Genomic DNA, 25,454 nt, shown 5'->3' on the forward strand with positions numbered 1-25,454 from the left:
GAAACATCTGAGCCATTAAACCAATTCTTACAGAATTCAGCAAATGCTTATTTTGCTGGCGGGTTCATCACGTCGTCGAAGCTTACTTGCTTCTCAGTCACTTTTGCTTTCGTCAACACGAAGTCAATTGCTTGATCTTCTAAAACCACGTTGTGGATTTGCTGCATCGCTTCAGCGTTCTGCTTGTAGTAGTTGATCACTTCTTGTGGATCTTCATACGCAGACGCTTGGCTCTCAAGCATTTCGTCAACACGTGCTTGCTCAACTTTCAGCTCGTTGTCTTTGATGACCTGGCCAAGTAACAAACCAACTTTAACGCGCTCTTCTGCTTGCTCGCTGAACAAGTCAGCTGGCAACTCAGGCATGTTTTGTGCGTTGCCGCCAAAACGTTGCATCGCTTGCTGACGCAGCACTTGAATTTCTTGCTGTTTCAGAGCGGCCGGAACTGGCACGTCGTTGTTTGCTGCTAACAAGCCTTGAATCACTTGCTGCTTCACTTTGCCTTTTACAGCGTTTTTCAGCTCGCGCTCCATGTTTTTACGCACTTCGCTACGCAACGCGTCGATACCGCCGTCGCCAATGCCGAACTGGCTTGCGAACTCGTCGTCAAGCTTCGGTAACTCAGGCGCTTCAACTGTTTTGATCACAAGATCAAACTCAGCTGCTTTACCTTTCAGGTTTTCAGCGTGGTACTCTTCCGGGAAAGTCACTTCGATAGTTTTCTCAGTGCCTGCCTTCAGACCGATCATTGCGTCTTCAAAACCAGGAATCATGCGGCCTTGGCCAAGCTCAAGGGTGAAGTCTTCTGCTTTACCACCTTCGAATGCTTCACCGTCAACCCGACCTAAGAAATCGAAAGTAACCTTGTCACCTTCTTTCGCGCCACGCTTCACTTCTTTGAAAGTTGCGTGTTGCTTACGTAAGGTTTCCAGCATGTTGTCAACGTCAGCGTCGGTTACTTCTGCAGCGAATTTTTCAACTTCAACTTTGTCGAGGTCTTTCAATTCAACTTCAGGGTACACTTCGACTGTTGCCACGAACTCTAAATCTTTGCCTTCTTCGTCAAACTTTGGCTCGATTTGCGGTGCGCCAGTTGGGTTGATTTTTTCTTGAATCAACGCCTCAATGTAATGACGCTGGATTTGCTCCATGACCACGTCTTGACGAATCGCTGGGCCAAAACGCTTAGCGACTAGGCTCACTGGTACCTTACCAGGGCGGAAGCCGTCCATGCGAACCGTGCGTGCACGTTGCTTGACTTGGTTTTTCACTTCGTTTTCAATTTTATCAGCCGGGATTGTGATGGTTAACCGGCGCTCTAAACCTGTTGCTTCTACAGAAACCTGCATTGCTTTGTTACCTCAGCATCACTTAAACGTGCGTTTCGTATTACTGTAGCCGATTGTGCCAACCCCAACATGCGCCAAATATGTGGTGCACACTGCGTTGCAAATCAAAACCAACTACTCCAAATCTGGCGGCGGTTCCTAGCCTTTGCTACCGGCTACAAGCCCCGCTCGCGCTCTCTTTATACCACCAACTGAAGCGTTAATGGTGAAAAAATGACGCGACATTATAACGACCAAGCTGCTGCGAGTCGAGTCAACAAGGGTAATTTCTCACTCAGGCTCGTCATATTTTTTAACAAAGCCATGCTCCTGCGCAGAAAAAATTCGGCCTGACTCGTCCCAACTCATCGGAGCAATTGAGTGGTATTCCCCATTGACAATAGCGCGTGAAATACGCAAACCTAGGCGCTAACCGAGCTGAAAACAGCAAAGAATAACAACAATAAACCGCCGGACTAGAAATGAAACAGCCGTTGACAACGCAAGTTAGCACAACGCAAATCATGGACGCCTTACCCGTGGCCACCATTTGCATTTGCCACGATAATCTGAGCGAAATCAGTGACGTGGGGCAAAAGAAAGGTGCCCTACAAAAAGCCGAAGTGACCGTCAACGAGACTGCAATGACGTTGTGTCAACTCGACCCATTGAGTGAACTTCCCGCCCAAATTGCCGATTTAAACTTTAGTATCGAAGAGCCCTTACAACATCAAGTTGCCGCAAGTGACATGGTATCACCGATTATCGCAGCACTTAGCGAGTCACAAACCGACCGGCGCGACCTGTTACTTGGACACGTTCCCGTGCAACTGAGCAGTGTCCAGCTTAGTAACAACGCCGACAAAGTCGTCACCTTAGTGACCTTGCAGCTTCGTGATCACCGCCTGTTTATTTACCGCAACACGCAACTGGACACGTATTCCACAGAGTTATCGATTAAAGAACTCATTAACTTTGAGAAGCTGGTGAGTCAACTCACCTCTGAGTTACAGCCAGAACAAGAAGATCTCGACGATCGGATTGAAAGTGCACTGGCGGCTATTGGTGAGTTTACCCAAGTCGACCGCTCCTATGTATTCCTGTTCGACTTCGACCATACCCACATGAGCAACACCCACGAATGGGTTAATCATGGGATTACCTCACATATTGACGAGCTTCAAGACATCCAACAGGAACATTTGCCTTGGTTTTTCGAACAAATGCTTAGCGTGGGTAAAGTGGAACTCACTGACACTGCAGCACTCGGTGACGAAGCAAAGCATGAGCGCGATGAGTTTTTAAAAGAAGATATCCAATCGATACTCTGTGTCGGTATGTATGCAAATAAGCGCCTCATCGGCTTCCTTGGTTTTGATATGGTTGCCCGCCAACGTCGTTGGTCACAAATCGACGTCCGCCGCATTCGCATAGTAGCCGACCTGATTGCTACAGCGATTCATTCGTCACGCCTGCAGCAGTCTTTGGCTTTATCCCAAAAACAACTCCTAGCAACCAATAGCGCCTTACGCGAACTAGCATTACAAGACGGACTGACTGGCTTACCAACCTTACCCAAGCTCAAACTGCGCATTAACGAAGAAATTGCCCGCGCTCGCCGCCAGTCGTATGGACTCTCTCTATGCGTGTTTACACTCGATCATGGGCAGAAAACCCAGCAACGTCTCTCTGAGTCGCAATGGAACAACTTAATTCAAGACATTGCTGCTCGCATCGGATCATGTTTCCGTCGCCACGGTGAAGTGCTTGCGCGCCTCGATGACTGCTCATTTGCCATTATTCTCCCTCATGCGGACATCGACATTGCCCGCGAACGGGCATTAAAAGTTCTCGGCCAGGTCGCTACCTTGCATTGCATTCAGTCAAATCCAATCACGCTGAGTTCTGGCATTGTTCAATGGCAAACCGACATGGACGCCGAAGACTTGCTCATGCAAGCGCAAAACAATGCTTGCGAAGCTCACCTACAAGGTGGCGATCAGGTTCTGTAACGACAGCACAAGGCAAGCACTACCTTGCTTTTTCGCATAAGCCGTGAGAATCTGCAAACGACGTAAAAAATGGCGAGGTAGTCATGCAATTATCGAAAGTCTTACCGAATAAATTGTTCACTGTAGCAGCCATTATCGGCATGGGTACTTTGCTCAGTGCCTGCAGCAGCCAGCCCGTGGTATATCATCAAGACAACCTGCGAGTCGAAGGCAACCAGCTCATTCTCGACGGTATTATCAGTGAAGCAACACCACCTCGATTTCAGCAATTAGTCGAGGAAAACCCGAATTTACAAGCCTTTGTCGTCAATAGCGAAAGTGGCGATCCACTCTCTGCCATGCAGCTCGGCTACCTATTGCATCGCAGCGAGTTACCCCTAATTGTTGACGGCCAGTGCCTTGGCCAATGCGCTAACTACCTGTTTACGGCAGCGAAACACCGCACTGTCACTGCGACATCTGTTGTCGCATGGCGCGGTGGTGCCATGTCCCATAGTCGCGTTTTACCTTGGCGTACTTACATGCTGCCGGGCACACGCGATTTTCTCACCCGTTATTCCGACACCTATTTACGTCGCGAAGCGCGTTTCTTCGAGCGCATTAATGTAAGCCAAGACATCACCGTCTTGGGCTTTGATGAACGTTTAGGTTGTGATGTGGAAAACATGGAAGGGTTTTACTATTCGTCTGCTGGTCTCTTAGCCCTTGGGCTTGGCTCAACGACATTTGAACAAGACAGTGACCCGTTCGCTCACTACCCAGACAGCTACTGCAAAGTGAATTTAAGCAATTACTTTAACTTTGTGCCGCAGTAAGCACCTGCAAACGTGCGCCCGCTGCAGCAGCAAACTGTTGCAGCGTGGTGAACGCACTATCGGGAAACGACACCGTCAGTTCCACTTCATGACTATAATCCGCGCGAACAACCTGCCCTTCAGCAAGCTCAAGTTGATGGCGGATAGCCTGTTCGGTAGCAAAATCACAGTGAATTTGAGCTTGAGTTTGTGGTGTTTGCACCTCGAGCGTCAACGCCGACACCACCAGCTCTGCAGTTTGCGAGTAAGCGCGTACTAAGCCGCCAGCCCCCAGTTTCACACCACCGAAATAGCGCGTTACTACCACTAAAATGTCACCGATGCCTTTATGTTGCAGCACATTCAAAATCGGTTTACCGGCGGTACCGCTGGGTTCACCGTCATCGTTCATCGCTGCACTGACCGCATTACCAAGTACATACGCCCAACAATGATGCCGCGCGTCAGGATACTTCGCTTTTACCGCAGCCACTTGTGCTAGCGCCTCTTCGCGGCTGCTCACACGAGTAGCAAAGCCAATGAATCGGCTTTTCTTAATTTCCAGTTCGCGTTCGCAGCTGTCTTTCGGTACCGGGTAACTCATGCTTAGCTGTGTGCAGCTTGAATCGCTTGAACAAGGTCAGCCAGTAGCTCTTGTGCGTCTTCAATACCGACCGACAAGCGCAACAAATCATTCGGTACCGGTGTGTCTTCGCCTTCAATACTGGCGCGATGTTCAATCAAACTTTCGACGCCACCGAGTGACGTCGCGCGTTTCCACAGCTGTGTGCGTGCAGCAATCTCAATTGCGGCTTTGGCGCCACCGCGAACACGAATCGACAACATGCCACCAAAGCCGCCTTCCATTTGCTTCAAAGCTGTCGCATGGTCAGCAAAAGACGGTAACCCCGGATACAAAACTTCGACGACGTCGTCAGTTTGTTGCAGTTGTTCGGCGAGAAACATGGCCGACTCGCAGCTCGTGCGCACGCGTAACACTAACGTACGCATACCACGCAACAACTGCGCGCTGTCTTGTGGGCTTAACACTGCCCCACCTTGGCGCCGTACTTTGCGAATACGCAACCAAAATTCGTCGTCCTTGTCAGCGCAAATCAAAGCGCCAGCAATCACGTCAGAATGACCATTTAAATATTTCGTTGCCGAATGCATAACAATATCGGCACCCAGCTCTAACGGCCGACTCAGCACGGGAGTGGCCACCGTCGAGTCAACTGCGACGCGAATAGGGTGTGCCTGCGACTGCTTCTGCGCCTCATCAACAGCCGCACGAATATCAGCAATATGCCACATCGGGTTTGCTGGTGTTTCTAGCCAGATTAACTTCGTTTTCGCCGGTTGAATGGCGGCTGCTATCGCATCAATGTCCGAGGTGTTAACAAAATCGATACCGACACCCCAAGTTTTTGAAAAATCAATCAACCAGTTGCGCAATGCCCAATACATAACTTTTGGCGCGATCACGTGGTCACCTGGGCGCAGCGCTTGAAACACACTAACCGCAGCAGCCATACCAGAACCAAACAACATGGCGTCGGCGCCCGACTCAATATCCGCCAGCACACCTTCAACCACTCGATAGGTCGGGTTATCGTCACGGGAGTAAATCAAGCCCGAACGATAATGGTTATCGGCGTCACGTAAATAGGTTGTCGACGGATAAATCGGTGGCACCAGCCCTTTCGTTTGCTCGTCGATAAAGCCGAGCGCCTGCGCCACACGAGTTTGAATCGACAGGCCTGCCTGTTTGTGCTGAGTCATGTATATAGTTCCAATCGCAATGCTTGAATCACAATACTCCAATCAAGTCTGGAGTTCGGAGGGCTTATTTTCAGAGGCCTTCTGTTTTCAGAGACCTTATGTCATCTAGGTATCAGGTGTCATCAAGGTATCAGCGGCCGATAATCGTTCTCTAACTGAGCGAATGAGAAATCCCCAAGGAAGCGACCGACACTAAGCCAAGTTGCTAAACCACGCAAGTCTTTAAAATGTGGCGGCACAAAAGTCGGTTGTTGAATAACCCCTGAATCGGCGAGTTCGCAAATCAGGCGGAAGTCATCAATCGCAAGCTTGCCGGTTAATAACAACGGTAATCGGTCGATTTTGCCAAGCTGCACAGCTACCCGAATCAGGTTATACACCAACACAAAACCACGAATGTAGGCCAAGTCTTTGGTAAACGGCTTACCGTCTGGCAAGCTGCCACGGAACACCCGTTGTGTCAGCGTATAGGCCTCGTCTTGGCTCATTCCGTCAGCCACTAACTTGCGGAACACCTCAACAAACTCAGCGCCATCCGCTGCCATCGCTACCGCATTAATCCGACTCACTAACTTCGCTAAGCGCCGCGGTGTCGAGCGCAAGGTAATCACTTCGGTAAGAACAGCTAAGCCTTCTTGGGTGATGGTCGCACTGGGCGTGCCCTTACTTAAACAAGTTAAGTACGGCTGCTGCAAGCCATTTTGCGTGGTACCAATGTGAATCCAACCCTCGTGAACCTCAAGGATATCCAGTTCGCGCTGAGAAAACTTCACATCTTGGTTCAGCTTAATGCGGTCACTCCCTGCCGCAGCGTCACTGACAATGCCGTCCGACAGCATGACATTCACATTCACGCCTTGCATGCTGTTATTTAACTGGGCTTGGAGTTTTTCGACAGCCGTAGCAGCGTCAATATCTTTCTTTTCTTCGGGCAGCACATCGCTTGCCAATAGCGTATCGAGCGGGCTTTGTAGCATAGTGGCAAGTTGCGCCAACGACGGTTCGTTAGCATGGAAGACATCGTCGGGGTGGCCAAAGAGCTCCACCGACAGTTCATGAAACTCTTGGGTGCCGCGCGCTTCAATCATCCGCACCACGTCACGATACTCGCGACAGGCACGACTCATCAGTTGCGAAACCGGGCTCAATCGCCCCAGTTGGCTGACAATATCGCGCTGCAACACTGCTAGTTGATGACGTAAATCGGCAGGATCAAAACCCAACTGCTTTTGCCGGTAAAAGTCGCGGGTGACTTCCGGATTAAATTCAGCTTTGCGTTGGAAAAAACGTTCGCGCACGCTGCGATCCCAGTTAACGGCATCGAGAATACGAATAGGCGATTGAAGTTGAACAAGGCGATCCGACAAAACGCGGGCGTGTTCTAGAAAGTGTTGTTCAACCATTTTCGGCTCCAAAGTAGATTTTTCAATATCTTACCTTGGAATTGAACTCGATAGAAAGTTCAAAAGGGAAAATGGTCGGCGAGACTGGATTCGAACCAGCGACCCCTTGGACCCAAACCAAGTGCGCTACCAAGCTGCGCTACTCGCCGAACACTGAGATTTTCTAAAGAATGGGGTGGATGATGGGACTCGAACCCACGACAACCGGAATCACAATCCGGGGCTCTACCAACTGAGCTACACCCACCACTGAATGACCTAGCACTGCGTCAATCGTATGACTTCCCGACATTAGCAGACCTGGCACGCCCGGCAGGATTCGAACCTGCGACCGACGGCTTAGAAGGCCGCTGCTCTATCCGACTGAGCTACGGGCGCGCTGTTCTTCCTGCGGTAACGCTGGGAAAATGGTCGGCGAGACTGGATTCGAACCAGCGACCCCTTGGACCCAAACCAAGTGCGCTACCAAGCTGCGCTACTCGCCGAACTGTTGCTGGTGGCAACGGGGGCGAATATTACCTATCTGCTGCGTCATCGTCAAACAATTTTTAAGAATACCTGATCAGATGGCTATTTTTGAAGCAACCCGACAATAAATTAAACAAATATCGGTTTTTTTGGCACTTATTTAAGCAGCAAACTTACAAAAACGAGAATGACTCGTCTGCATTGGGGTTCTCGTGAAGCTGTCACGGCAGGTGTTACGAATCACTGTTTTCTGTGCTCATTTTCTGCGACAATAGCACCCCAATCAGCAATACTCCCAGAACTGATTTTCCTGAACAGAGAACTCGTTAATGACTGCGCAACTGATTGATGGCAAAAAAATCGCCCAAGAAATTCGAAATACCGTTAAAACCAAAGTGTCGGCTCGCCGCTCACTTGGTTATCGTGCCCCTGGCCTCGCCGTCGTCTTGGTTGGCCAAGACCCAGCTTCACAAGTGTACGTGAACAGCAAACGCAAAGCCTGCGACGAAGTCGGTTTTGTTTCGAAAGCCTACGACTTACCCGTCACCACCTCGCAAGCAAGCTTAGAAGCCTTAATTGACGAGCTGAACGCAGACCAAGAAATCGACGGTATTTTGGTGCAGTTGCCATTGCCAGCCGGGCTTGACTCGACGCGCATTCTCGAACGCATTCATCCACACAAAGATGTTGACGGGTTTCACCCTTATAATATCGGTCGCTTGTCACAGCGCATTCCCGTGTTGCGTCCGTGCACCCCATATGGCGTGATTCATCTACTGAACTCCACCGGTATTGACCTGCATGGTAAACATGCCGTGGTTGTCGGGGCTTCCAACATTGTTGGTCGACCCATGAGTTTAGAGCTCTTGCTCGCTGGTGCAACGACCACTGTGTGTCACCGCTTTACCCAAAATCTGGAACACCATGTTCGCCAAGCTGACGTGTTAGTTGTTGCCGTGGGTAAGCCGGGCTTTATTCCTGGTGATTGGGTAAAACCGGGCGCAATTGTCATTGATGTCGGGATAAACCGTCGCAGTGACGGTTCTCTTTGTGGTGACGTAGAGTTTGACCAAGCGCAGCAACACGCCAGCTGGATAACCCCAGTACCTGGCGGTGTCGGCCCAATGACAGTCGCCTGCTTAATGGCGAACACCTTACAAGCCTGCGAAGATTTTCACGACCCGCAGTAGCCTGTTGCCTTGGGCCTCTTGCCTCAGTTAAGCCGTCCAGTCTTGTACGGTTAACTGAGGAACCCGGTCAAATTCACTTCTGTTGTTGGTCACCAAAACACAGTTGGCGGCAATTGCATTTCCTGCGATTGCCGCATCGTTCGCTCCAATCGGAGTTCCTTGCTGAGCCAAATAGCGTTTAATTTCAGTTGTCGCTTCCACTGCCGCCTGATCCCAAGGTAGAACTGAGTCAATTCGTTCTAAAAATTGATCCACGATCAAATTATGCTTCGGTGAAGCTTTGCTGCCAATTGCGCCAAAGCGAAGTTCGGCATAGGTTATCGCTGAAATCACCAAGCGCTCTTTGTTCTCAACATGCGCTTGCAGCACTTTCAATAAATGCTCCGGCCGCTCACGCATGATATAAGAGCAAATATTGGTATCCAACATAAAAGTTTTTTTCAAAGTACGACCCGTCCCTCGTCGATGACGTCCTCACGGTCACCCAAGAAATCTGAGTCAGCCAAAGGGACATCAGTAAAACTTGTCCATGTTTTTCGCGCAGGGCGAAGAATTAATGCGTCACCTTCTCGGGTTATTTCAACCTCGGACACACCCTGAAACTCAAACTCTTTCGGAATTCGCACCGCTTGGCTGCGGCCATTGATAAATAATGCTGCGGTTTTCATATCAACCTCCAGAGCATCTGGCTTGTCTATGTTCGTACCATTGACACTAGGCGTGAAATTAGCATATGTCAAGCATATCTCAGGCGGACGCATAAAAACCTACTTCTTAACTCTAAGTGGGCTGTGCAGCGGAACACGAATCTGACGCCGTATCGGCCAAGTCACAGCACCGAGGTGATCTTGCGCTAAACATGCGGCGTTCTTGCTATAACTCGAGTACGCCGCATTGAGAATTCGATTGGCAATAATCACCTTTAACGGGTAACAGGCGGTTACTTCCACCAACAGAATACGATCTTTCAGATATTGCTCTTGTTGCTCCGGCTTCATCCCCGCCATTCTAATTTCGGCGTAATCAACCAATAGCTCGTGTTTGTAATCAAGATCGTTTGACGGGTAAGCCTCAAGTTCTTTATTGGTCGGCCGCAGGCGGGTCATGGTCACGTAAGAAAAACGCCATTGCGGATCTTTATTCATCAAATAATTGAAGTTCGCCTGCATGGTCAGGTTATCCATACTGGTTTTGCTCGCCACCCGAACCGTTTCCAGCGCCGCGTACTGCACAAACTGCGAAGCATAAAACACCCAAATAAATTGAATCGCCAGCAGCAAAATGATCGTCGCCGCACCGAGAGTCACTGCCGCTTCGAGCATACTTTGGCCGCGTTGCTTATTGAGGTTCATACTGAGATTCATGCTGAGGTTCATACTACCGTCCTTGGTTCGTTAAGAGATACTATGCAACACGTCGTGCTGGTCACGGCCGCACGGCAAACGTCAGCACATTAGATCCTTGCTGCTGACTCGTTGCTAATCGCCGAACGAGCGCAGCAGTATGTGCGTAGTCCTGCAAATACCAATGAAATAGAAAGCCTTCCTCCAGCACGCTAACCGACTGCAAACGACTGAGCATGTTTGGCACCGGAATACCACGCAGTTGCAGCGACTGACTAAAGTCACTACCCACAACCACCTGCTCGGCGTCCAGCTCCTGCTGCGTCGCATAGTGGCCAAACAGATCCATGGCAGTTTCAATCTCCGCCGCATCGATGCGAATTTGCGCTAACTTAACTGCATGCGTTTGCGCCTGCATCGCCATGACACCAAGCACAGTAAACAACGTTAGTGCTAACAACACCTCGGCTAAAGCGAAGCCGCAGTCACTTTTCGTCCGTACCGTTTTAAAACACCGAGACATAGCGCCCTCCTTGACTTCAGCTAGCTAGGATCCGTGTTGCCGATTGCAACTGAATGACGAGGTAATAACGAAAAAAAAAAGCGTGTGCAAGAACCGGCGAATACAGCGTTGACTCGAGAGGTTACACACGCTTAGGTTGGGTTAGTCAGCGAACTTAAGTAATAAACTACCGGTCGCATATGAAGAAGACAGCAACGTCTCTCCAAAATAACTCTGCATTCGTTTCGCTACTGCTTCATTAGGAATTTCAGTAACAACGACATCGAATGCTCCAGGAATAAGGGCGTTATTAGCAATTGTATAATCACCCAACCACGGACTCATCCCCGTGCCGTCGCCCCACACTTCCGGTAACATCGCCACTTCGGTCAGTTTTTCAACCTCGATACCGACCATGGCACCGTTACTCATTTTCCACTGCTGGACACCAGCCCGCAGCGTATTCACGTCATTCTGCAACTGAATAATCTTCGAGTTGAACGACACCCATTGACCGGCTTTTGCGACGCCAATGGCCAAAAACGCACCTATGGTAATCACGGTCAAAACTTCTAAAAATGTAAAACCTGCTGTTGATTTGCGCATATGAGACTCCATGTCCTGTTTGCATCCGTTAAATGAACTGTAAAAACGTGAGTTGAATTAACTGCGCCAAGTTGGCGATAATCAGCCCAATATTGACCACCGCGAAGAAATAGCAAACATACGCTAAAACATTCACTTGTCGTAATCGCTGAGTTTCGTAACGAGACCAAATTAACGATTTAATTTTCAGCATCATGTCATGCTGATTCTTCCCTTCCTTTCTCAATAACTGAATTTCATAGAGGGCGCTGGGACTAAACAGTCCGGTGGCCATAATTCGCTCCAGTACGCGCTCACCTCCTTGCAACGACAATTGCATCTGCTGCGCATGCTGCCGAATAGCGATTGACGCATTCTGCGCCAGCACAGAAACAATTTGATGAAAACTTGCGCGACCCTGAAAAGATAGCGCGAAGGACTCACAGAAATACAGCGCCAAACTTGTACGCAATAACTGATTTGTTTGCCGGGTACGACCACCCACTTTGCGCTGTCGCCAACTCCAGACCAGCGCAAAACCTGCCATCACTGCCAACATCACGATTAAATAGCCCGCTGTTACCAACCGCCAGTGCTCTGCATGGCCGCGCAACACATGGTCCATTTGCTCCTGCAGTAGTTGCGGAAACAAGTATTGGCTAATCAGCGCCAGCAGCGCTGTGCTGAAGACCAACAAAGACAGCGGATACACCAACTTACTCAGCAGCAAACGAACTGTTGCGGCGGCCTGCTCGCGGGTTGCCACAATTCGTTCTAAGGCCGGTAAAATGACACCAAAGCGCTCACCGAGCAGTAACAAAGCGTATTCATCTTGCGCTAAAAACGGTCGCAAACTGTGGCTCAGCGAGCTGCCATTGTTAATTTGTGTTCGAATCGCCAGGGTCGACTGATACAGCTTACGATCGCCGTTCTCCTCGGCCACCAACAAAATCCCTTGCAGCGCCGCACCTAAGCGAATATCACCGCGCAACCAATACAGTAACGCCTGGAGTAACCGTTGGGTGGTGCTTTTACTTATTTGCATGCTGGCCTATTCGCTTCTGACTTACGCTCATACTGAACTCGCTGCATGCGTATTCTGCTGCCAATAGGTATGGAAATCCGGGACAATTTCACACGCATGCTGCAGGTCAACAAGTCCCGCTAACACCGCCATTGCGGCCTGCTCTGCCAAAGTCGGTCCGGACGTTTGACCGACAACTTGCACATAACTCACAATTTCCGCAAACAGCAACCGGCCAGCGGTGCCGCTAAAATGACACATCGCACAACCTTCGGGATTCAATTTGCGCAGGTTTGTAACTAAGTCACTCGCCAATTCACGTCCAAAATCACATTGAAGCTCACGTCCAAATTCGGGGCCCTCCTCGCTAGCTAAACTGCAGTGCGGACACAACTGTGGTACTAAACGCTGGCCAATCACACCGCGCAAAATCCCATTGGCAATTAAGTTGTCTGTGTCGACTTTTAAGTCCTGCAAACGAGCTAACACGGCTCGTGGACTACTCGCGTGAATCGTCGACACCACAAAATGTCCGGTCAAGCTTGCCGAAACGGCAGCAGCAGCGGTTTCAGCGTCACGAATTTCGGAAATAGCGAGAATGTCGGGGTCTTCCCGCAGCACCACTTTGACCATGCGTGCGAACGAGCCTGGCTCTAAGGTTTCAGCAATGAACTTTTGCTCAATATTGTCTTGAATGATCTCAATCGGATCTTCCAAGGAAATCACCTTGCGTGAACTTGGAAATAAGCGATTAAACGCCGCTAAACTGGTGGTTTTGCCGTGCCCTGTCGGCCCCGAGAAAATCACTAATCCGTCAGCTAAGTGGCTAAACGCTTGCAGCTGCAGCATCGCCTCCGGTGCAAAACCTAGCTCAGCAAAGCTCGCCGCTTGGGTACTGATCGGCTGTTGAATTCGTAAGGTCACGGTATAACCGTTTTGACAGGTCGATTGCTGCGCCCGCACGCGCACTTCGCCATAGGGTGCAGGCAAGGTGGCGGCAAAACTGGCGGCACTAATACGCTGCTCATGAAACAGCTCTTGGCTATCATCCGCTTGGGTATTAAATGCCGCAGCCATGACTTCGGAAATGAAGGTGCGGTTGCGGCTGGCCTGTTGTTGTAGCAAACCGTGGATGCGATAAGCGACACGAACTTGGTCGCCACGACACTGCAAATGAATGTCGCTAGCCTGCTTTTGCATCGCATCGAACAACATGTCGCTGAGAGTTTGTTGTGCCAAGCTGGCATATCGCGCCGGATCTTCCGCCAAAGCCTCACGCCGCTGCATCCCGTCACAATCCATCAAATACTGACGCAGCGCCACAATCGACGTGATGCCCCATTGCACCGGTAAACCTAAACGTTGGGCTTGGCCGGTAAGGTTTTGCAAAAAGAAGAATTGTTCCTGCCAAGTTTCCGCAGAGGCGAGCAATCGACCATCGCTAAGCACTACGGCGCCATGCTGTCGATGCTCATTCGTTTTTAGGAAGTCCAAACAGGTTGCAAACAGTTCACGACAGTATTCGTCGCACGGTTGCAAATCGACCACCATTAAGTCTTTCATCGCCGCTCCTCGGTTGACTCGAGGTAAACCCGCTGCGTGTGCGCACGCGCTGAACGCTCGGTCATGACAAAGTCCACCCAAATGCTGCCAACCTGTATTTGCACACCGGGTTGCCAAATGTCACCGTCGCGCACGAGACGCAATGTCTGATTCACCCGCAGTCGCGCACTACCATGATCACCGACCCGCATCACAGCTATCACTTGCACATTTCGCAAACTTTGCTCGAGTCGCTGCCTTGCTTGCAGCTGACCCGTTTGCTGTTGCTGATTTTGAGCTTGCAGCTGAGCCTGCAGCTGAACCTGTAGCTGAGTTTGCAACTCAGCATTTTGTAGTAACAAGCGCGCAACCCGAACTTCCAACAGCAGTTGCTGTTCTTGCAAGGTTAAGTTGCGCAGCGATAATTGCGCCTGACGGCTGGTGCCAACCTCTTCAAGTTGCCGTTGATAAGCTTGTAGTTGCTCTCGCTCAAGGGTGACGGTGCTGCTCTCTTGCCCGAAGAACACCGACAGTGACAGGAAAACCCAGACCATGTTCATGAACCCACCTTGGTCCAAAACCGAATTTCGCCACTGACGTAACCTTCGTTGCCCCGCACATCAATCGCTGTCACCGCAAAACCATGGGTAAAGGCCAGGAAGGCAAAGGTGGCTAAATCCTCCAGCCAAGCCTCGCGAAAACGAACCGTAAAGTCGTTGCCCTGTTGTTGTAGTTCAAAATCCGGTAACCATTCGCTCAGCAGTGTCGGCAATACTCCCGTCGCAAATTCATGAGCTGGCAAATGCTCAAGTTCAAATGCCCGCAGCCAGTCTTGTTCCGAACTGTTTGTAACTAGCAACTTTGGCAGTCCACCACCCTGCTGCAGCTCAATGCGATACGCCTGCAAATCTTGTTCTTTGATCAGCTCTGGCAGTAAAAACAAGGCTGGAAAAACCTGAACGCCTAGCCTTGTGTCGCTATCCACAGCAGGCAGAACATTACCCTCTGTTTCAACTGCATCTGTTGCAACTGCATCGGTGCCAACCACTTTGTCAGTGCCCGAACCAGAACCTACCGGCATCAGCACAGTCGCAAGCCACCAGACCGTGCTCATGCCGATGAGCAGCACCACAAATACCAGCACACTCACTACCACTTTACGTGAACGCCCAACATGCGCCTGCCAACGGTTTCCTGTATTCGCTTGCGTTCGCCGCACTGAAACCGCAGCTGGCTCATTCGCCAAACTCACGAGCTCACACGGGCTAACAAAGTAGTCGGCTATTAACTGCCCCAAGTCGCTTATTTGCCCTTGCCTGTTTGGCTGTTCTTGCCTTTCGGGCGAAAGAGCCTCAGCTCGCGACAAAGCCTCAGCTGGCGAGTAAAAATAAACCCGTGGTTGGAAGCCTTGGCGCTGAGCCAGATTACGAAGTAGAAATTCAGGCGGACTGTCGGTAAACACATACGCTAACAGCACAGTGTCGTCCCACGCCAAGGTTAAGAAACAGGAACTCAGCTGCAGGCAAAATACACTTTGCGGGCGCCGACATAGCTGCAGTGCCCACGCTAAGTAATTCATTTGCCCCGCAGCGGTCAGCAACAAATAGCGTTGACGACCAATTTTCGCCTGTTGAAACACCACCGATGACGCTTGATTCAAACCGCTACTTTCGACCGGCCCGACCGACGCAACTGACCCAGCCGACCCAGCCGCCACGGCCTGAGACCGCCAATAGCGCTGTCGCTGCCAGCAATGAAAATATGAGCGCACGGGTTCAATATAGGGTTGTGGCAACATCGCAATCCCCTTAATTCAAAATGACCGGGGTCATTAAAATTAGAGTTTCCGACTGCAAGCGCGACTGCTCTTCACGCCCACCAAACAACTGACCTAAAAGGCCTTGGCGCTGATTCAGCTCGGTTTTACTGTTCTGCAAACCGGTAATTAATAGGGTTTCCTCATGCGCCACCATGGCTTTCATAAAGAATTTCTTGCGACTGGTTTGCGGGGTTTGAATGAGGCTATCGCCAGAGCGAATTTGCTCGATACCGGTTAAGTCCGACAGCGTGGTCGACAGCTGTAGCAGCACTTGGTTGTCACTCAGTTTCGGCATCACATAGAGCTCGAAACCCGTGGTCACCACCCCAGGAATCAGAATATCCGTGCTACCAACATTCGCCGTCGAGCTCGTGCCAGCCGACGCCAAGTAAGTGACATTTTCTTCGATTTGAATTTGCGCAATTTGATTGTTCAGGGTCACCAGTCGTGGGTGTTTCGTTACTTGCACTGTGCCTTGCTGCGACAAGGCTTGCAGTAAAAGCTCTGTGCCGGCCATCGGCCCAGACAGCCGTTGATAGCTGGCTGCCACACCACCTTGCGCTTGGTTCACGAGTGACTGCCCAGCGAAGTTAATCACACCACTGCCGCTGGTCATACGGTAGACCAAGTCCCAATCGACGCCGACCTGACGACTATCGTTAAAGACAATATCGACGACCTGAATTTCAATGGCGACTTGCCGGGTTAAGCGCCGGTTTAACTGCTGCAAATAATTACGAACTAGCTCGACATGGTCGGGTAAGTCCCGCACTAACACGGAGGTTGATGCTTGATTCAGTGACCAGCTGCCGTCGGGAGACACTAGCATCGCCAATGCGGCACTCACATCGCCCCACACAGACAAGTCGGTGCCGCTGAAATTCAAATACTGCTGCGACTGATTGCTAATGGTATGAGCAACCATTTGGCCACCACCCATACTGCCCTGATTACTACTGCGCCCATCGTCACCAAGAAAATAGTTAGTACTGCCGGCCAAAAAAGCGATATCAAATTCGGCAGTTTCAAAGCGGTGCCAAGAAACAAAGTTCTCACCCAGCTGATAATACAAACCGGTATGGTCACTGATTTTACGTAGGAACTCGCCCAAGTTGCCGCGATGGGCGAGCGAAATGGTTTGTTGGTTATCGATTTGGTCGAGCCAGCGCACACTAATCCCCAACGGACTGGCAATGTCTTGCAGCAAACGTACGAGCGGATAGTCCTCGAACGCTACTTCGACATTCAGCGTTGTCCAACTCGGTAATCGACTGCCCGCCTGAATGGGTGGGACATACAGCTCTCTGCGCATTTCTAAAAACGGCACCGGCTCTGCGACGTCCTGCGTCGCAACCTGACCAAAAGTGCTGCGTTGCTGGTCTAAATCACGGTTAATGCGCTCCCGCATATCCGCCTGATTGCTCTCGGATGCCGCACAGCCTGCCAACATCAGGATCAGCCCAAATAACTGCAAACCCGCCCAAGCCCGGCTCATTGCCCACGCTCCCGGCCGCTCTGGCCTCTAAAAGAGGACGCGTCGGCAGCAGGTAAATAGAAAATTTCAGCAGTATGGTTGGCATACAAGCGAATACCCATGCCATAAGGTTGCAACAAGGCTTCGAGCAAGCCGTCGAGGCTAGCAGCGGTAAGGCGAAAATCAGTGGGCCAGAAATGACTGTCGTGTACCTGCCAAATCACGACTTGGATTTGCAGATACTCTCGCAGTAATGCTTCGACTTGCGGGCGCAATAAACCCGGCTTCAGCACATAGTGCAAGCCGACTGGTGCGTTATTCGCGAGTTCAATAAAGGAATTGCCGTGCAATCGGGCGGGCTCTTCGCCGCGCACTGTCGGGTGCGTACCCGGCACTGCAGCGCCGTGCCCAGACAACGAACTGACACCGCTTACCTGTAGCGGCGGGCATGCGGGTAAACCCTGACTGAATGCAGGCGCGCTGATGAACACGCCCAAGAAGAAACTGACGACGAACGTGACACACGCCGTCGTCAGCAATACACGAAGGGTTTGCATACAAAGTCCTTTTTAAAATAGGTTGGCTTCCTGCCACTCACACCGGTGCATGTCCATTATGCTGTCGGTGTCAGTTGTTACTACTGCTCTCTTAAATCTAAGCGTTGATTAACTGTCAGTATCTACTCAAGCACCCGTTTTAGATTTTGCTGGAGCTTTCTTTTTCGTCGCTGTTTTTTTCGTGGCGCTCTTTTTCGCACCCGCTTTCTTAGCAGGAGCCTTCTTGGCCGTCGCTTTCGCGCTGGTCACTGTCCAGCTGCCATTTTCATAATACGCTTGCCAACCCGTCGGCTTCCCGCCTTCTTCGGTCATCACGTACTGAATTTTATTTTTGCGGCTAAAGCGCACAATGGCATCGTTGCCCTGCTCGTCTTCACTTGGCGCTTCCGCCAAATAATGGAACTTGCTCGGAATGCGATCTTTAAAGCGCTGCAATTCTTTCACCGTGACCGCGCGAGTTTCACGCGATTTCGGGAAAGTGTTTGCTGACAAGAAAATCCCCGAAGCGCCGTCACGCAACACAAAGTATGCGTCTGACTTCTCACACGGCAGCTCTGGCAACATTACCGGATCTTCCCGTGGTGGCGCAGCTTCGCCGTTCTTCAGCAGCTTGCGAGTATTCTTACAGTCGTCGTTGGTACAGCCAAAGTACTTGCCAAAACGGCCTGACTTTAATTGCATGTCGCTGCCGCAACGGTCACATTCAATCAGTGGGCCTTCATAGCCTTTGATCTTGAATTCGCCTTGCTCAATAAAGTAACCGTCACACACTGGGTTGTTACCACACACGTGCAATTTCCGGCTTTGGTCGAGCAAGTATGAATCCATTGCGGTGCCGCATTTGTTACAACGTTTTTTCGCCCGCAATGCCAACGCTTCGGCTTCATCATCGTCGTCCGATACTTTCACCGCTTCGTCACCAGAAACCAGGTTCAGAGTTTGCGTGCAGCGCTCTTTCGGTGGCAAGTTGTAACCGGTACAACCTAAGAACACCCCGGTCGACGCCGTACGAATCCCCATTTTCCGGCCGCAAGTCGGACAGTCAATGTCGGTTTCAACCATTTGGTTGCTACGCATGCCACCGGCTTCTTCATCGCCTTCGGCTTGCTCAAGCTTGTCTTTGAAATCCAAGTAGAACTGGTCCAGTGCTTCCTGCCAGTTTTGTTTACCCACGGCGATGTCATCGAGACGCTGTTCCATTTCCGCAGTAAAGTTATAACTCATTAAGTCACTGAAGTTTTCAGTGAGGCGGTCGGTGACGATCTCACCCATTTTTTCCGCATAAAAACGCTTGTTGTCGACGCGTACATAACCGCGATCTTGAATCGTCGAAATAATCGAAGCATAGGTCGACGGTCGGCCAATGCCACGCTTCTCGAGCTCTTTCACTAACGACGCTTCGCTGTAACGCGCTGGCGGTCGAGTGAAATGTTGCTGCGGATCCAGCCCGTCAAGCGCCAAGGCTTGGTCTTTCTGTAAATCTGGTAACTCAGTATCTTCATTACCTTTACGACCCGCCGGTGGCTGTACACGCGTCCAACCATCAAAGCGCATCACGCGCCCTTTCGCTTTTAATTCAAAACGGTCCGCCGCAACTGTAATCGTGGTGGCGTCATATTTAGCTGGCGTCATCTGACAGGCGACAAACTGGCGCCAAATCAGCTCATACAACCGCTCGGCGTCACGCTCCATACCACTTAGCTGTGACGACTTCACTTTCACATCCGACGGACGAATAGCTTCGTGCGCTTCTTGGGCGTTCGCTTTGGTGCCATAAAAATTCGGTTTCGCTGGCAAATACTCTGGGCCATAGCTCTTTTCAATATGGCCACGAACACTTTGCAATGCATCTGCACTCAAATGAGTGCTATCGGTACGCATGTAGGTGATATAACCCGCTTCGTACAAGCGCTGGGCTAACATCATGGTCTTCTTCACGCCATAGCCTAAGCGCGTGCTCGCCGCTTGCTGCAAGGTTGACGTAATAAATGGTGCCGACGGTCGACTTTGCGTCGGTTTGTCTTCGCGACCCACCACGCGGTATTGCGCTTTTTCTAAAACCGCCACGGCCGCCATGGTTTGCGCTTCGTTGGTCGGCTTGAAAGCACTACCATTTTCTTTCAATACTTCAAAGCGGACGTCATGCTCTTGGGCACTCAGGTCTGCAAACACCTGCCAGTATTCTTCCGGCACAAACGCTTTAATCTCACGCTCACGCTCGACAACGAGGCGCACTGCAACCGACTGTACTCGGCCCGCCGACAAACCACGCGCAACTTTCTTCCACAACAGCGGCGACAACATAAAGCCAACCACACGGTCAAGGAAACGGCGCGTTTGCTGGGCGTTCACCCGAGAAATATTCAATTCCGCTGGTTCAGCAAAGGCATTTTGAATCGCCTTCTGTGTGATTTCGTTAAACACCACGCGCTGATAGCGGCTGTCATCACCACCGATCAATTCGCGTAAGTGCCACGCAATAGCTTCCCCTTCGCGGTCCAAATCCGTTGCGAGATAGACTTTGTCAGCCTTTTTCGCTAACGACTGTAATTCTTTGACAACTTTTTCTTTACCCGGCAGCACTTCATAATGCGGTTTCCAGCCGTGCTCAGGGTCAATACCCATGCGCGCAACCAATTTTTCGTAGTCACGCTGTCGTTGGTATTCGGCTTTCTTTTCCGGACTCATTTGTCGCACTTGTGCGGGCGTCTTCGAGCTCGCTGTCGCAACACTCTTAGTCGGCAAGTCACGCACATGACCTACGCTCGACTTCACAATGAAGTCGTTGCCTAGGTATTTATTAATGGTTTTCGCTTTCGCTGGGGACTCTACAATTACCAGAGATTTAGCCATGAAATCCGTTGTCTCTTTATTAATGTTCGAATGTAACGCCTAATTTTGCGTCCTGTATAAACCTTCACAACAAATTCTGCAAGTGAAGTCTCGCTGTGGCGCTCTTTTTTAAGGTATATAGGTTCTCAGCCTCAGAAACAAGCCGAATTCGCAGAAATAGGTAAAAACTGACAAAACTTGAATACTTATCCAACGACGGCGCTCGGTCACTTGGTTTACCAACAGCCTGCACGGAATCGGGGCTGTTCACAAGCCCGCGGTTGCGTATAATGGCCACTACTAAAGGTGGTTTACGCGCTACCGAACGAAAAGGAGCATTGTCCATTTATGCAGCATTTTGAAGTCAATTTCGACGGTTTAGTTGGCCCAACCCACAATTATGCGGGCCTGTCATTCGGTAACGTTGCGTCACTGAGTAACGCTAAAAGTACCTCAAGTCCGAAGTCGGCGGCCAAGCAAGGCCTTGCCAAAATGAAAGCATTGCAAGAAATGGGCATGGTTCAAGGTGTTTTAGCACCGCAAGAGCGCCCGGATATTTATGCACTCCGTCGGCTTGGTTTTAAAGGTGAAGATCACGAAGTGCTGGCCAAAGCCGCCAAAGAAGCACCGGCTATTTTCCGTGCCTGCTGCTCAGCTTCGAGCATGTGGACAGCCAACGCTGCAACTGTGTCGCCAAGCGCCGACACCCGCAACGGCAAGGTCCATTTCACACCAGCGAACCTGACCAATAAATTTCATCGTTCGTTAGAGCCAGAAACATCAGGGCGCATTCTGCAAGCCATGTTCGCCAATAGCCGCTATTTTGAACATCACCGCCATTTGCCAGACAACGAGCATTTTGGTGACGAAGGTGCCGCGAACCATACCCGCTTCTGCTCTGACTACGGCCATGCGGGCGTCGAATTATTCGTTTATGGACGTCATGCTTTTGACAGTTCAAAGCCGGCGCCAACCCGTTATCCTGCGCGCCAAACTTTTGAAGCGTCAGAAGCTGTCGCACGTTTACATGGGCTGTCGCCAGACAACGTTGTGTTTATGCAGCAAAACCCTGCTGTGATCGACCAAGGCGTATTTCATAACGACGTGATTGCCGTTGGCAACCAGAACGTGATGTTCTACCACGAAGAAGCCTTTATTAATGAAGCCCAAGGCTTTGCCGAGCTCGAACAAAAGCTTGGCCAAAGCATTCACTTTATTAAAGTGCCGACGAATGTGGTCAGCGTTGACGATGCGGTCAAAACCTATTTATTTAACACTCAGTTGATCACCTTGAAGCCTGGTCACATGGCGATAATTGCGCCAACTGAATGTCAGGAAAACGAGCGCGTTGCCCAGTACCTCAACGACCTAGTCGGTATGGACACGCCAATCAAAGAAGTGCGTTATTTCGATGTGAAGCAAAGTATGCGCAACGGCGGTGGTCCAGCCTGCTTACGTTTACGTGTGGCGCTAAACGATCAGGAGCTTGCTGCGGTGAACCCGAACGTGATTCTCACCGACGAGCTGTACGCGCGTTTAAACCAATGGGTCGACAAGCACTACCGTGACGAGTTGTCATCTGACGACCTCGCTGACCCGAACTTGCTAATCGAGTCGCGCACCGCGCTCGATGAACTCACGCAAATCATGCACCTTGGCTCGGTTTACCCGTTCCAGCGGGTTTAAACCAACCGATTGAAACCAAAAGCTCAACAACACCTGAGCTGGCAGGCAAACAAAAACCGCTGTGGTTTACACCAACAGCGGTTTTTTCGTTTTAGCTTTTGCTTTTTTCTTTTAGCTTTCAGGCAGCCAGCGAATTCGCAGCAATTAACGCTGTGACGAGTGATTCTCAATGGTTGCGCCAGCGGCTTCAAACCCTGGAATCAAGCCAGTTTCACCACCTAAATGGCCTGCACCAACGGCAATGAAATAGGTACCGCTGGTGGTGCCAAAATAATCCTGCAACTGCGCCATCCAATTCAGGTTACGTTGGTCTAGCATGGCTTCACGCTGCTCTGGCTCAAGGTCTTCCATCATAATCGCCATTAACGCGTCGAGGTTGCCGTTCACCCAGTGATCTTTCATGTCATGCAACTGGTCAACACCAATCTCGAGTTGCTCAAGCAAACGCTCGATTTGCGCTTGGTCAGACTCGGCTGCAGAAGCAATCAGGGCAAGAATCTGCTCTTCGGCCGTTTCAAAACCAATCAACTCGCCTTGCATGTCGCCAATACGCGCCATCAGCTGAGACTCAGAGCCCATTTCTGCGTCAAAACCTTGCTGCGCAGCAATTTGCATAATCATCATCAGCTCAAGCAACCACGGCTCTAGAGCAACAATTTGTGCCGGCTGAATACCAGCTGCCATCAGTTGCGTTTGTAGGGCTGCCCAAGTGTCTTTCTCAAGGTTTGACGGGAAGAAATTCGAACTGCGCATACCGTGTTGCATCATCACCATAGCCGCTTGTTCCATCTCGCTTGGCGTCAACTCCATCCACACCTTGTCGCTTTGTAAAAACGCTTCAATGGTGCTGTCGGCCAAGCGCATCTCATCGCCAGTGCCCACATGAATCGTGCCTAAAATCCACCAAGTTTGCTCACCAAACTTTGCTTTATAGAGGATTTCCGCTTGCGCAGAGGTCATCCAAACTAACCCTAGTAGCGCAACCATCATCGTCCGTAATAACTTACTCATCGTCCTAGTCTCCTTCGTTGTGTAATTCGTGGTTTGTCTCGTCCTGATCACTACCATGGCGTGCATTATCATTGCGCGCCGCATCTAAACGATCCAAGTAGTCTTGGTTAATATCACCGGTGACATACTCGCCGTTGAAGACCGACGTTTCAAACTTCACTAAACTTGTGTTTTCATCGCGAACCGCAGCAATTAAGTCGCTTAAGTCCTGATAAATGAGGCCATCGGCTTTAATTAGCGCTGAAATCTCGTCAACTTCACGACCATAACCAATCAGCTCATTGGCGCTTGGCATGTCAATTCCGTATACGTTCGGGAAACGAATCTCTGGTGCCGCCGAGGCAAAATAAACTTTCTTCGCGCCTGCTTCCCGGGCCATCTCAATAATCTGTTCCGAGGTCGTGCCACGGACAATTGAGTCGTCCACCAACAACACGTTTTTATCTTTAAATTCAGCGCTAATGGCGTTTAGCTTACGACGCACCGACTTCCGCCGTTGAGTTTGCCCCGGCATGATAAACGTGCGGCCAATGTAGCGGTTTTTTACAAACCCTTGGCGATATGGAATACCCAGCACGCGCGATATCTCTAACGCGATATCACAAGCGGTTTCTGGAATTGGGATAATCACATCGATGTCGAGGTCAGCGTATTCGCGCTGAATCTTTTCACCGAGCTTACGGCCCATGTTAATTCGGCTCGCATACACCGACACACCATCTAAGAACGAGTCTGGGCGCGCAAAATAAACGTATTCAAAAATACATGGGTTATGCACTGGATTCGCCGCACATTGCTGGCTAAACAGCTGACCGTCTTCGGTAATATAAATCGCTTCGCCTGGTTCAACGTCACGCACGTAGCTAAAACCAGTACCGTCGATTGCCACGCTTTCTGACGCCACAATGTACTCGCTACCCTGCGGGGTTTCGCGCTTACCTAATGCCAACGGGCGAATACCGTGCGGGTCGCGGAACGCTAATAAACCATGGCCGATAATCATCGCGACCACAGCATAAGCACCACGCACTTGCGCATGCACACGCTCAACCGCTGCAAACATATGCTCAGCGCTGAGTGACAGCTGATTGGTTTGGAGAAGTTCGTGGGCGAGGATATTAAGCAGAATTTCAGAGTCAGACGAGGTATTAATATGGCGGCGAGCTTGATTAAACAGCGACTGTTGTAGCTCGTCGGCGTTGGTTAAGTTGCCGTTATGGGCCATAGCAATCCCGAATGGCGAGTTAACATAGAACGGCTGTGCTTCTGCCGAGCTACTGCTTCCTGCGGTTGGATAACGCACGTGGCCGATACCAATATTACCGCTTAAACGCCGCATGTGTCGGGTATGAAAGACATCGCGGACTAATCCATTCGACTTACGTAAACGCAGCGTCTGCCCGTCAATTGTCATGATACCGGCAGCATCTTGTCCACGGTGCTGCAACATTGTTAAACCATCGTAGAGGGCTTGGTTAACCGGTTGGTTACCTACGATTCCTACTACTCCGCACATGCACAAACCTCTCAGTAATTAACCCTGCTGTAGAAAGCTGGACGAGTTTTCGAAATACTCAAAGAACCATTGAATATAAATTGAAAAATGAGGCACTAATAACGACTCTTGCCACCAGTTTTGCTGGGCAATGGCAGTGAACGCATCAGCGAAAAATAAGATAGCGCTGACAATTAGAATGCCGCGCAGCGCGCCAAAAATTGCGCCAAGTAGACGGTCGGTGCCGGTTAAACCGGTTTTTTCCACCAATGTACTAATGAGATAAACAACGAGCGCACCAACAATGAGTGTCAGTACGAATAAGATGGCAACAGCGACACCGTTACGCACGATATCGTCTTGAATACTGGTAAAAAATGCCGCCAGCTCAGCATAAAACTGACTCGCGACCACAAATGCTGCAACCCACACGGCGAGTGACAAAGCTTCCCGCACAAAACCGCGAATAAGGCTAATGACTATCGACAAACCAATGATTGCGATAATCGCAATATCAAACCATCCCATCACTATGTCACCATGGTTTCAATTCGCGCGAAATTTTACCTGACTTTGCGCAAAATGTCCTTGTTATTTTGCAGTGTTT

Annotated in this window: 23 protein-coding genes and 4 tRNA genes; 4 read left to right on the forward strand and 23 right to left on the reverse strand. The window is 50.4% G+C overall.

Annotated features, from left to right (window positions below):
• Positions 1-47 precede the first annotated feature (47 nt).
• The gene (gene tig, locus CWE06_RS10165) at positions 48-1,349 is read right to left on the reverse strand and encodes a trigger factor (RefSeq protein ID WP_126793760.1); all 1,302 of its coding nucleotides are present in this window, start codon (positions 1,347-1,349) and stop codon (positions 48-50) included.
• 461 nt (positions 1,350-1,810) lie between these two features.
• Between tig and CWE06_RS10170 the strand changes: the two genes are divergently transcribed.
• Positions 1,811-3,340 (forward strand): GGDEF domain-containing protein, encoded by a 1,530-nt coding sequence (locus tag CWE06_RS10170; protein ID WP_126793762.1) that lies wholly within the window; start codon positions 1,811-1,813, stop codon positions 3,338-3,340.
• An 83-nt stretch (positions 3,341-3,423) separates the two neighbouring features.
• A complete protein-coding gene (locus CWE06_RS10175; RefSeq protein WP_126793764.1) occupies positions 3,424-4,155 on the forward strand; it encodes a hypothetical protein in 732 nt (243 codons plus the stop codon).
• Here the strand turns inward: CWE06_RS10175 and CWE06_RS10180 are convergent.
• The 7 genes from CWE06_RS10180 to CWE06_RS10210 all read right to left on the reverse strand — a co-directional run bounded on the left by CWE06_RS10180 (position 4,136) and on the right by CWE06_RS10210 (position 7,804).
• Positions 4,136-4,738: a YigZ family protein gene (locus CWE06_RS10180; protein WP_126793766.1), complete on the reverse strand. Its 603-nt coding sequence runs from the start codon at positions 4,736-4,738 to the stop codon at positions 4,136-4,138. The genes CWE06_RS10175 and CWE06_RS10180 overlap by 20 nt on opposite strands.
• A gap of 2 nt (positions 4,739-4,740) precedes the next feature.
• On the reverse strand, positions 4,741-5,916 hold the full coding sequence (locus tag CWE06_RS10185; RefSeq protein ID WP_126793768.1) for a trans-sulfuration enzyme family protein: 1,176 nt from the start codon (positions 5,914-5,916) through the stop codon (positions 4,741-4,743).
• Positions 5,917-6,038: 122 nt separating this feature from the next.
• A complete protein-coding gene (locus CWE06_RS10190) occupies positions 6,039-7,319 on the reverse strand; it encodes a flavohemoglobin expression-modulating QEGLA motif protein (protein ID WP_126793770.1) in 1,281 nt (426 codons plus the stop codon).
• Positions 7,320-7,391: 72 nt separating this feature from the next.
• Positions 7,392-7,468 (reverse strand) — tRNA-Pro (locus CWE06_RS10195).
• A 22-nt stretch (positions 7,469-7,490) separates the two neighbouring features.
• A tRNA-His gene (locus tag CWE06_RS10200) sits at positions 7,491-7,566 on the reverse strand.
• Between the two features lie 54 nt (positions 7,567-7,620).
• Positions 7,621-7,697, reverse strand: a tRNA-Arg gene (locus CWE06_RS10205).
• 30 nt (positions 7,698-7,727) lie between these two features.
• Positions 7,728-7,804, reverse strand: a tRNA-Pro gene (locus tag CWE06_RS10210).
• Positions 7,805-8,116: 312 nt separating this feature from the next.
• Here CWE06_RS10210 and folD point away from each other — a divergent pair.
• Complete coding sequence (gene folD / locus CWE06_RS10215) at positions 8,117-8,977, forward strand: bifunctional methylenetetrahydrofolate dehydrogenase/methenyltetrahydrofolate cyclohydrolase FolD (protein ID WP_126793772.1); 861 nt, start codon at positions 8,117-8,119, stop codon at positions 8,975-8,977.
• Positions 8,978-9,004: 27 nt separating this feature from the next.
• On the opposite strand, the gene CWE06_RS10220 is transcribed toward folD, so the two are convergent.
• The 12 genes from CWE06_RS10220 to topA all read right to left on the reverse strand — a co-directional run bounded on the left by CWE06_RS10220 (position 9,005) and on the right by topA (position 20,676).
• The gene (locus tag CWE06_RS10220; RefSeq protein ID WP_241972542.1) at positions 9,005-9,421 is read right to left on the reverse strand and encodes a type II toxin-antitoxin system VapC family toxin; all 417 of its coding nucleotides are present in this window, start codon (positions 9,419-9,421) and stop codon (positions 9,005-9,007) included.
• Positions 9,418-9,645, reverse strand: coding sequence for a type II toxin-antitoxin system VapB family antitoxin (vapB, locus tag CWE06_RS10225; protein WP_126793776.1), 228 nt, complete (start codon positions 9,643-9,645; stop codon positions 9,418-9,420). The genes CWE06_RS10220 and vapB overlap by 4 nt, the downstream gene beginning before the upstream one ends.
• Positions 9,646-9,744: 99 nt before the next feature.
• A complete protein-coding gene (locus CWE06_RS10230) occupies positions 9,745-10,353 on the reverse strand; it encodes a TadE family protein (protein ID WP_126793778.1) in 609 nt (202 codons plus the stop codon).
• Between the two features lie 49 nt (positions 10,354-10,402).
• Positions 10,403-10,843 carry a hypothetical protein gene (locus tag CWE06_RS10235; protein ID WP_126793780.1) on the reverse strand — a complete coding sequence of 147 codons (441 nt, stop codon included), beginning with the start codon at positions 10,841-10,843 and terminating at the stop codon, positions 10,403-10,405.
• A gap of 141 nt (positions 10,844-10,984) precedes the next feature.
• Entirely contained in the window at positions 10,985-11,428 is a 444-nt protein-coding gene (locus tag CWE06_RS10240; RefSeq protein WP_157981168.1) for a type II secretion system protein, read from the reverse strand.
• 28 nt (positions 11,429-11,456) lie between these two features.
• Positions 11,457-12,452 (reverse strand): type II secretion system F family protein, encoded by a 996-nt coding sequence (locus CWE06_RS10245; protein WP_126793784.1) that lies wholly within the window; start codon positions 12,450-12,452, stop codon positions 11,457-11,459.
• Between the two features lie 27 nt (positions 12,453-12,479).
• Complete coding sequence (locus CWE06_RS10250) at positions 12,480-13,994, reverse strand: GspE/PulE family protein (RefSeq protein WP_126793786.1); 1,515 nt, start codon at positions 13,992-13,994, stop codon at positions 12,480-12,482.
• Entirely contained in the window at positions 13,991-14,533 is a 543-nt protein-coding gene (locus tag CWE06_RS10255) for a hypothetical protein (RefSeq protein ID WP_126793788.1), read from the reverse strand. Before CWE06_RS10255 ends, CWE06_RS10250 begins: the two co-directional genes overlap by 4 nt.
• Entirely contained in the window at positions 14,530-15,771 is a 1,242-nt protein-coding gene (locus CWE06_RS10260; protein WP_126793790.1) for a hypothetical protein, read from the reverse strand. The genes CWE06_RS10255 and CWE06_RS10260 overlap by 4 nt, the downstream gene beginning before the upstream one ends.
• Before the next feature lie 10 nt (positions 15,772-15,781).
• A complete protein-coding gene (locus CWE06_RS10265) occupies positions 15,782-17,287 on the reverse strand; it encodes a hypothetical protein (RefSeq protein ID WP_126793792.1) in 1,506 nt (501 codons plus the stop codon).
• Positions 17,284-17,823 carry a hypothetical protein gene (locus tag CWE06_RS10270; protein WP_126793794.1) on the reverse strand — a complete coding sequence of 180 codons (540 nt, stop codon included), beginning with the start codon at positions 17,821-17,823 and terminating at the stop codon, positions 17,284-17,286. The genes CWE06_RS10265 and CWE06_RS10270 overlap by 4 nt, the downstream gene beginning before the upstream one ends.
• A gap of 126 nt (positions 17,824-17,949) precedes the next feature.
• Positions 17,950-20,676 carry a type I DNA topoisomerase gene (gene topA, locus CWE06_RS10275; protein WP_126793796.1) on the reverse strand — a complete coding sequence of 909 codons (2,727 nt, stop codon included), beginning with the start codon at positions 20,674-20,676 and terminating at the stop codon, positions 17,950-17,952.
• 327 nt (positions 20,677-21,003) lie between these two features.
• Between topA and astB the strand changes: the two genes are divergently transcribed.
• A complete protein-coding gene (gene astB, locus CWE06_RS10280; RefSeq protein WP_126793798.1) occupies positions 21,004-22,341 on the forward strand; it encodes an N-succinylarginine dihydrolase in 1,338 nt (445 codons plus the stop codon).
• Between the two features lie 144 nt (positions 22,342-22,485).
• On the opposite strand, the gene CWE06_RS10285 is transcribed toward astB, so the two are convergent.
• The 3 genes from CWE06_RS10285 to CWE06_RS10295 are packed head-to-tail and all read right to left on the reverse strand — an operon-like array spanning position 22,486 to position 25,375.
• Complete coding sequence (locus tag CWE06_RS10285) at positions 22,486-23,352, reverse strand: TraB/GumN family protein (protein WP_157981169.1); 867 nt, start codon at positions 23,350-23,352, stop codon at positions 22,486-22,488.
• Between the two features lie 4 nt (positions 23,353-23,356).
• A complete protein-coding gene (gene purF, locus CWE06_RS10290; RefSeq protein WP_126793802.1) occupies positions 23,357-24,868 on the reverse strand; it encodes an amidophosphoribosyltransferase in 1,512 nt (503 codons plus the stop codon).
• Between the two features lie 18 nt (positions 24,869-24,886).
• On the reverse strand, positions 24,887-25,375 hold the full coding sequence (locus CWE06_RS10295; RefSeq protein WP_126793804.1) for a CvpA family protein: 489 nt from the start codon (positions 25,373-25,375) through the stop codon (positions 24,887-24,889).
• Positions 25,376-25,454: the final 79 nt, after the last annotated feature.

This window comes from Aliidiomarina haloalkalitolerans (assembly GCF_003987315.1).
Classification (GTDB): Bacteria; Pseudomonadota; Gammaproteobacteria; order Enterobacterales; family Alteromonadaceae; genus Aliidiomarina; species Aliidiomarina haloalkalitolerans.

Excerpts from the sequence above, each read along its gene's own strand:
- tig (WP_126793760.1), bottom strand. The coding sequence starts at position 1,349 with ATGCAGGTTTCTGTAGAAGCAACAGGTTTAGAGCGCCGGTTAACCATC.
- CWE06_RS10170 (WP_126793762.1), top strand. The coding sequence starts at position 1,811 with ATGAAACAGCCGTTGACAACGCAAGTTAGCACAACGCAAATCATGGAC.
- CWE06_RS10175 (WP_126793764.1), top strand. The coding sequence starts at position 3,424 with ATGCAATTATCGAAAGTCTTACCGAATAAATTGTTCACTGTAGCAGCC.
- CWE06_RS10180 (WP_126793766.1), bottom strand. The coding sequence starts at position 4,738 with ATGAGTTACCCGGTACCGAAAGACAGCTGCGAACGCGAACTGGAAATT.
- CWE06_RS10185 (WP_126793768.1), bottom strand. The coding sequence starts at position 5,916 with ATGACTCAGCACAAACAGGCAGGCCTGTCGATTCAAACTCGTGTGGCG.
- CWE06_RS10190 (WP_126793770.1), bottom strand. The coding sequence starts at position 7,319 with ATGGTTGAACAACACTTTCTAGAACACGCCCGCGTTTTGTCGGATCGC.
- folD (WP_126793772.1), top strand. The coding sequence starts at position 8,117 with ATGACTGCGCAACTGATTGATGGCAAAAAAATCGCCCAAGAAATTCGA.
- vapB (WP_126793776.1), bottom strand. The coding sequence starts at position 9,645 with ATGAAAACCGCAGCATTATTTATCAATGGCCGCAGCCAAGCGGTGCGA.
- CWE06_RS10230 (WP_126793778.1), bottom strand. The coding sequence starts at position 10,353 with ATGAACCTCAGCATGAATCTCAGTATGAACCTCAATAAGCAACGCGGC.
- CWE06_RS10235 (WP_126793780.1), bottom strand. The coding sequence starts at position 10,843 with ATGTCTCGGTGTTTTAAAACGGTACGGACGAAAAGTGACTGCGGCTTC.
- CWE06_RS10240 (WP_157981168.1), bottom strand. The coding sequence starts at position 11,428 with ATGCGCAAATCAACAGCAGGTTTTACATTTTTAGAAGTTTTGACCGTG.
- CWE06_RS10245 (WP_126793784.1), bottom strand. The coding sequence starts at position 12,452 with ATGCAAATAAGTAAAAGCACCACCCAACGGTTACTCCAGGCGTTACTG.
- CWE06_RS10250 (WP_126793786.1), bottom strand. The coding sequence starts at position 13,994 with ATGAAAGACTTAATGGTGGTCGATTTGCAACCGTGCGACGAATACTGT.
- CWE06_RS10255 (WP_126793788.1), bottom strand. The coding sequence starts at position 14,533 with ATGAACATGGTCTGGGTTTTCCTGTCACTGTCGGTGTTCTTCGGGCAA.
- CWE06_RS10260 (WP_126793790.1), bottom strand. The coding sequence starts at position 15,771 with ATGTTGCCACAACCCTATATTGAACCCGTGCGCTCATATTTTCATTGC.
- CWE06_RS10265 (WP_126793792.1), bottom strand. The coding sequence starts at position 17,287 with ATGAGCCGGGCTTGGGCGGGTTTGCAGTTATTTGGGCTGATCCTGATG.
- CWE06_RS10270 (WP_126793794.1), bottom strand. The coding sequence starts at position 17,823 with ATGCAAACCCTTCGTGTATTGCTGACGACGGCGTGTGTCACGTTCGTC.
- topA (WP_126793796.1), bottom strand. The coding sequence starts at position 20,676 with ATGGCTAAATCTCTGGTAATTGTAGAGTCCCCAGCGAAAGCGAAAACC.
- astB (WP_126793798.1), top strand. The coding sequence starts at position 21,004 with ATGCAGCATTTTGAAGTCAATTTCGACGGTTTAGTTGGCCCAACCCAC.
- CWE06_RS10285 (WP_157981169.1), bottom strand. The coding sequence starts at position 23,352 with ATGAGTAAGTTATTACGGACGATGATGGTTGCGCTACTAGGGTTAGTT.
- purF (WP_126793802.1), bottom strand. The coding sequence starts at position 24,868 with ATGTGCGGAGTAGTAGGAATCGTAGGTAACCAACCGGTTAACCAAGCC.
- CWE06_RS10295 (WP_126793804.1), bottom strand. The coding sequence starts at position 25,375 with ATGGGATGGTTTGATATTGCGATTATCGCAATCATTGGTTTGTCGATA.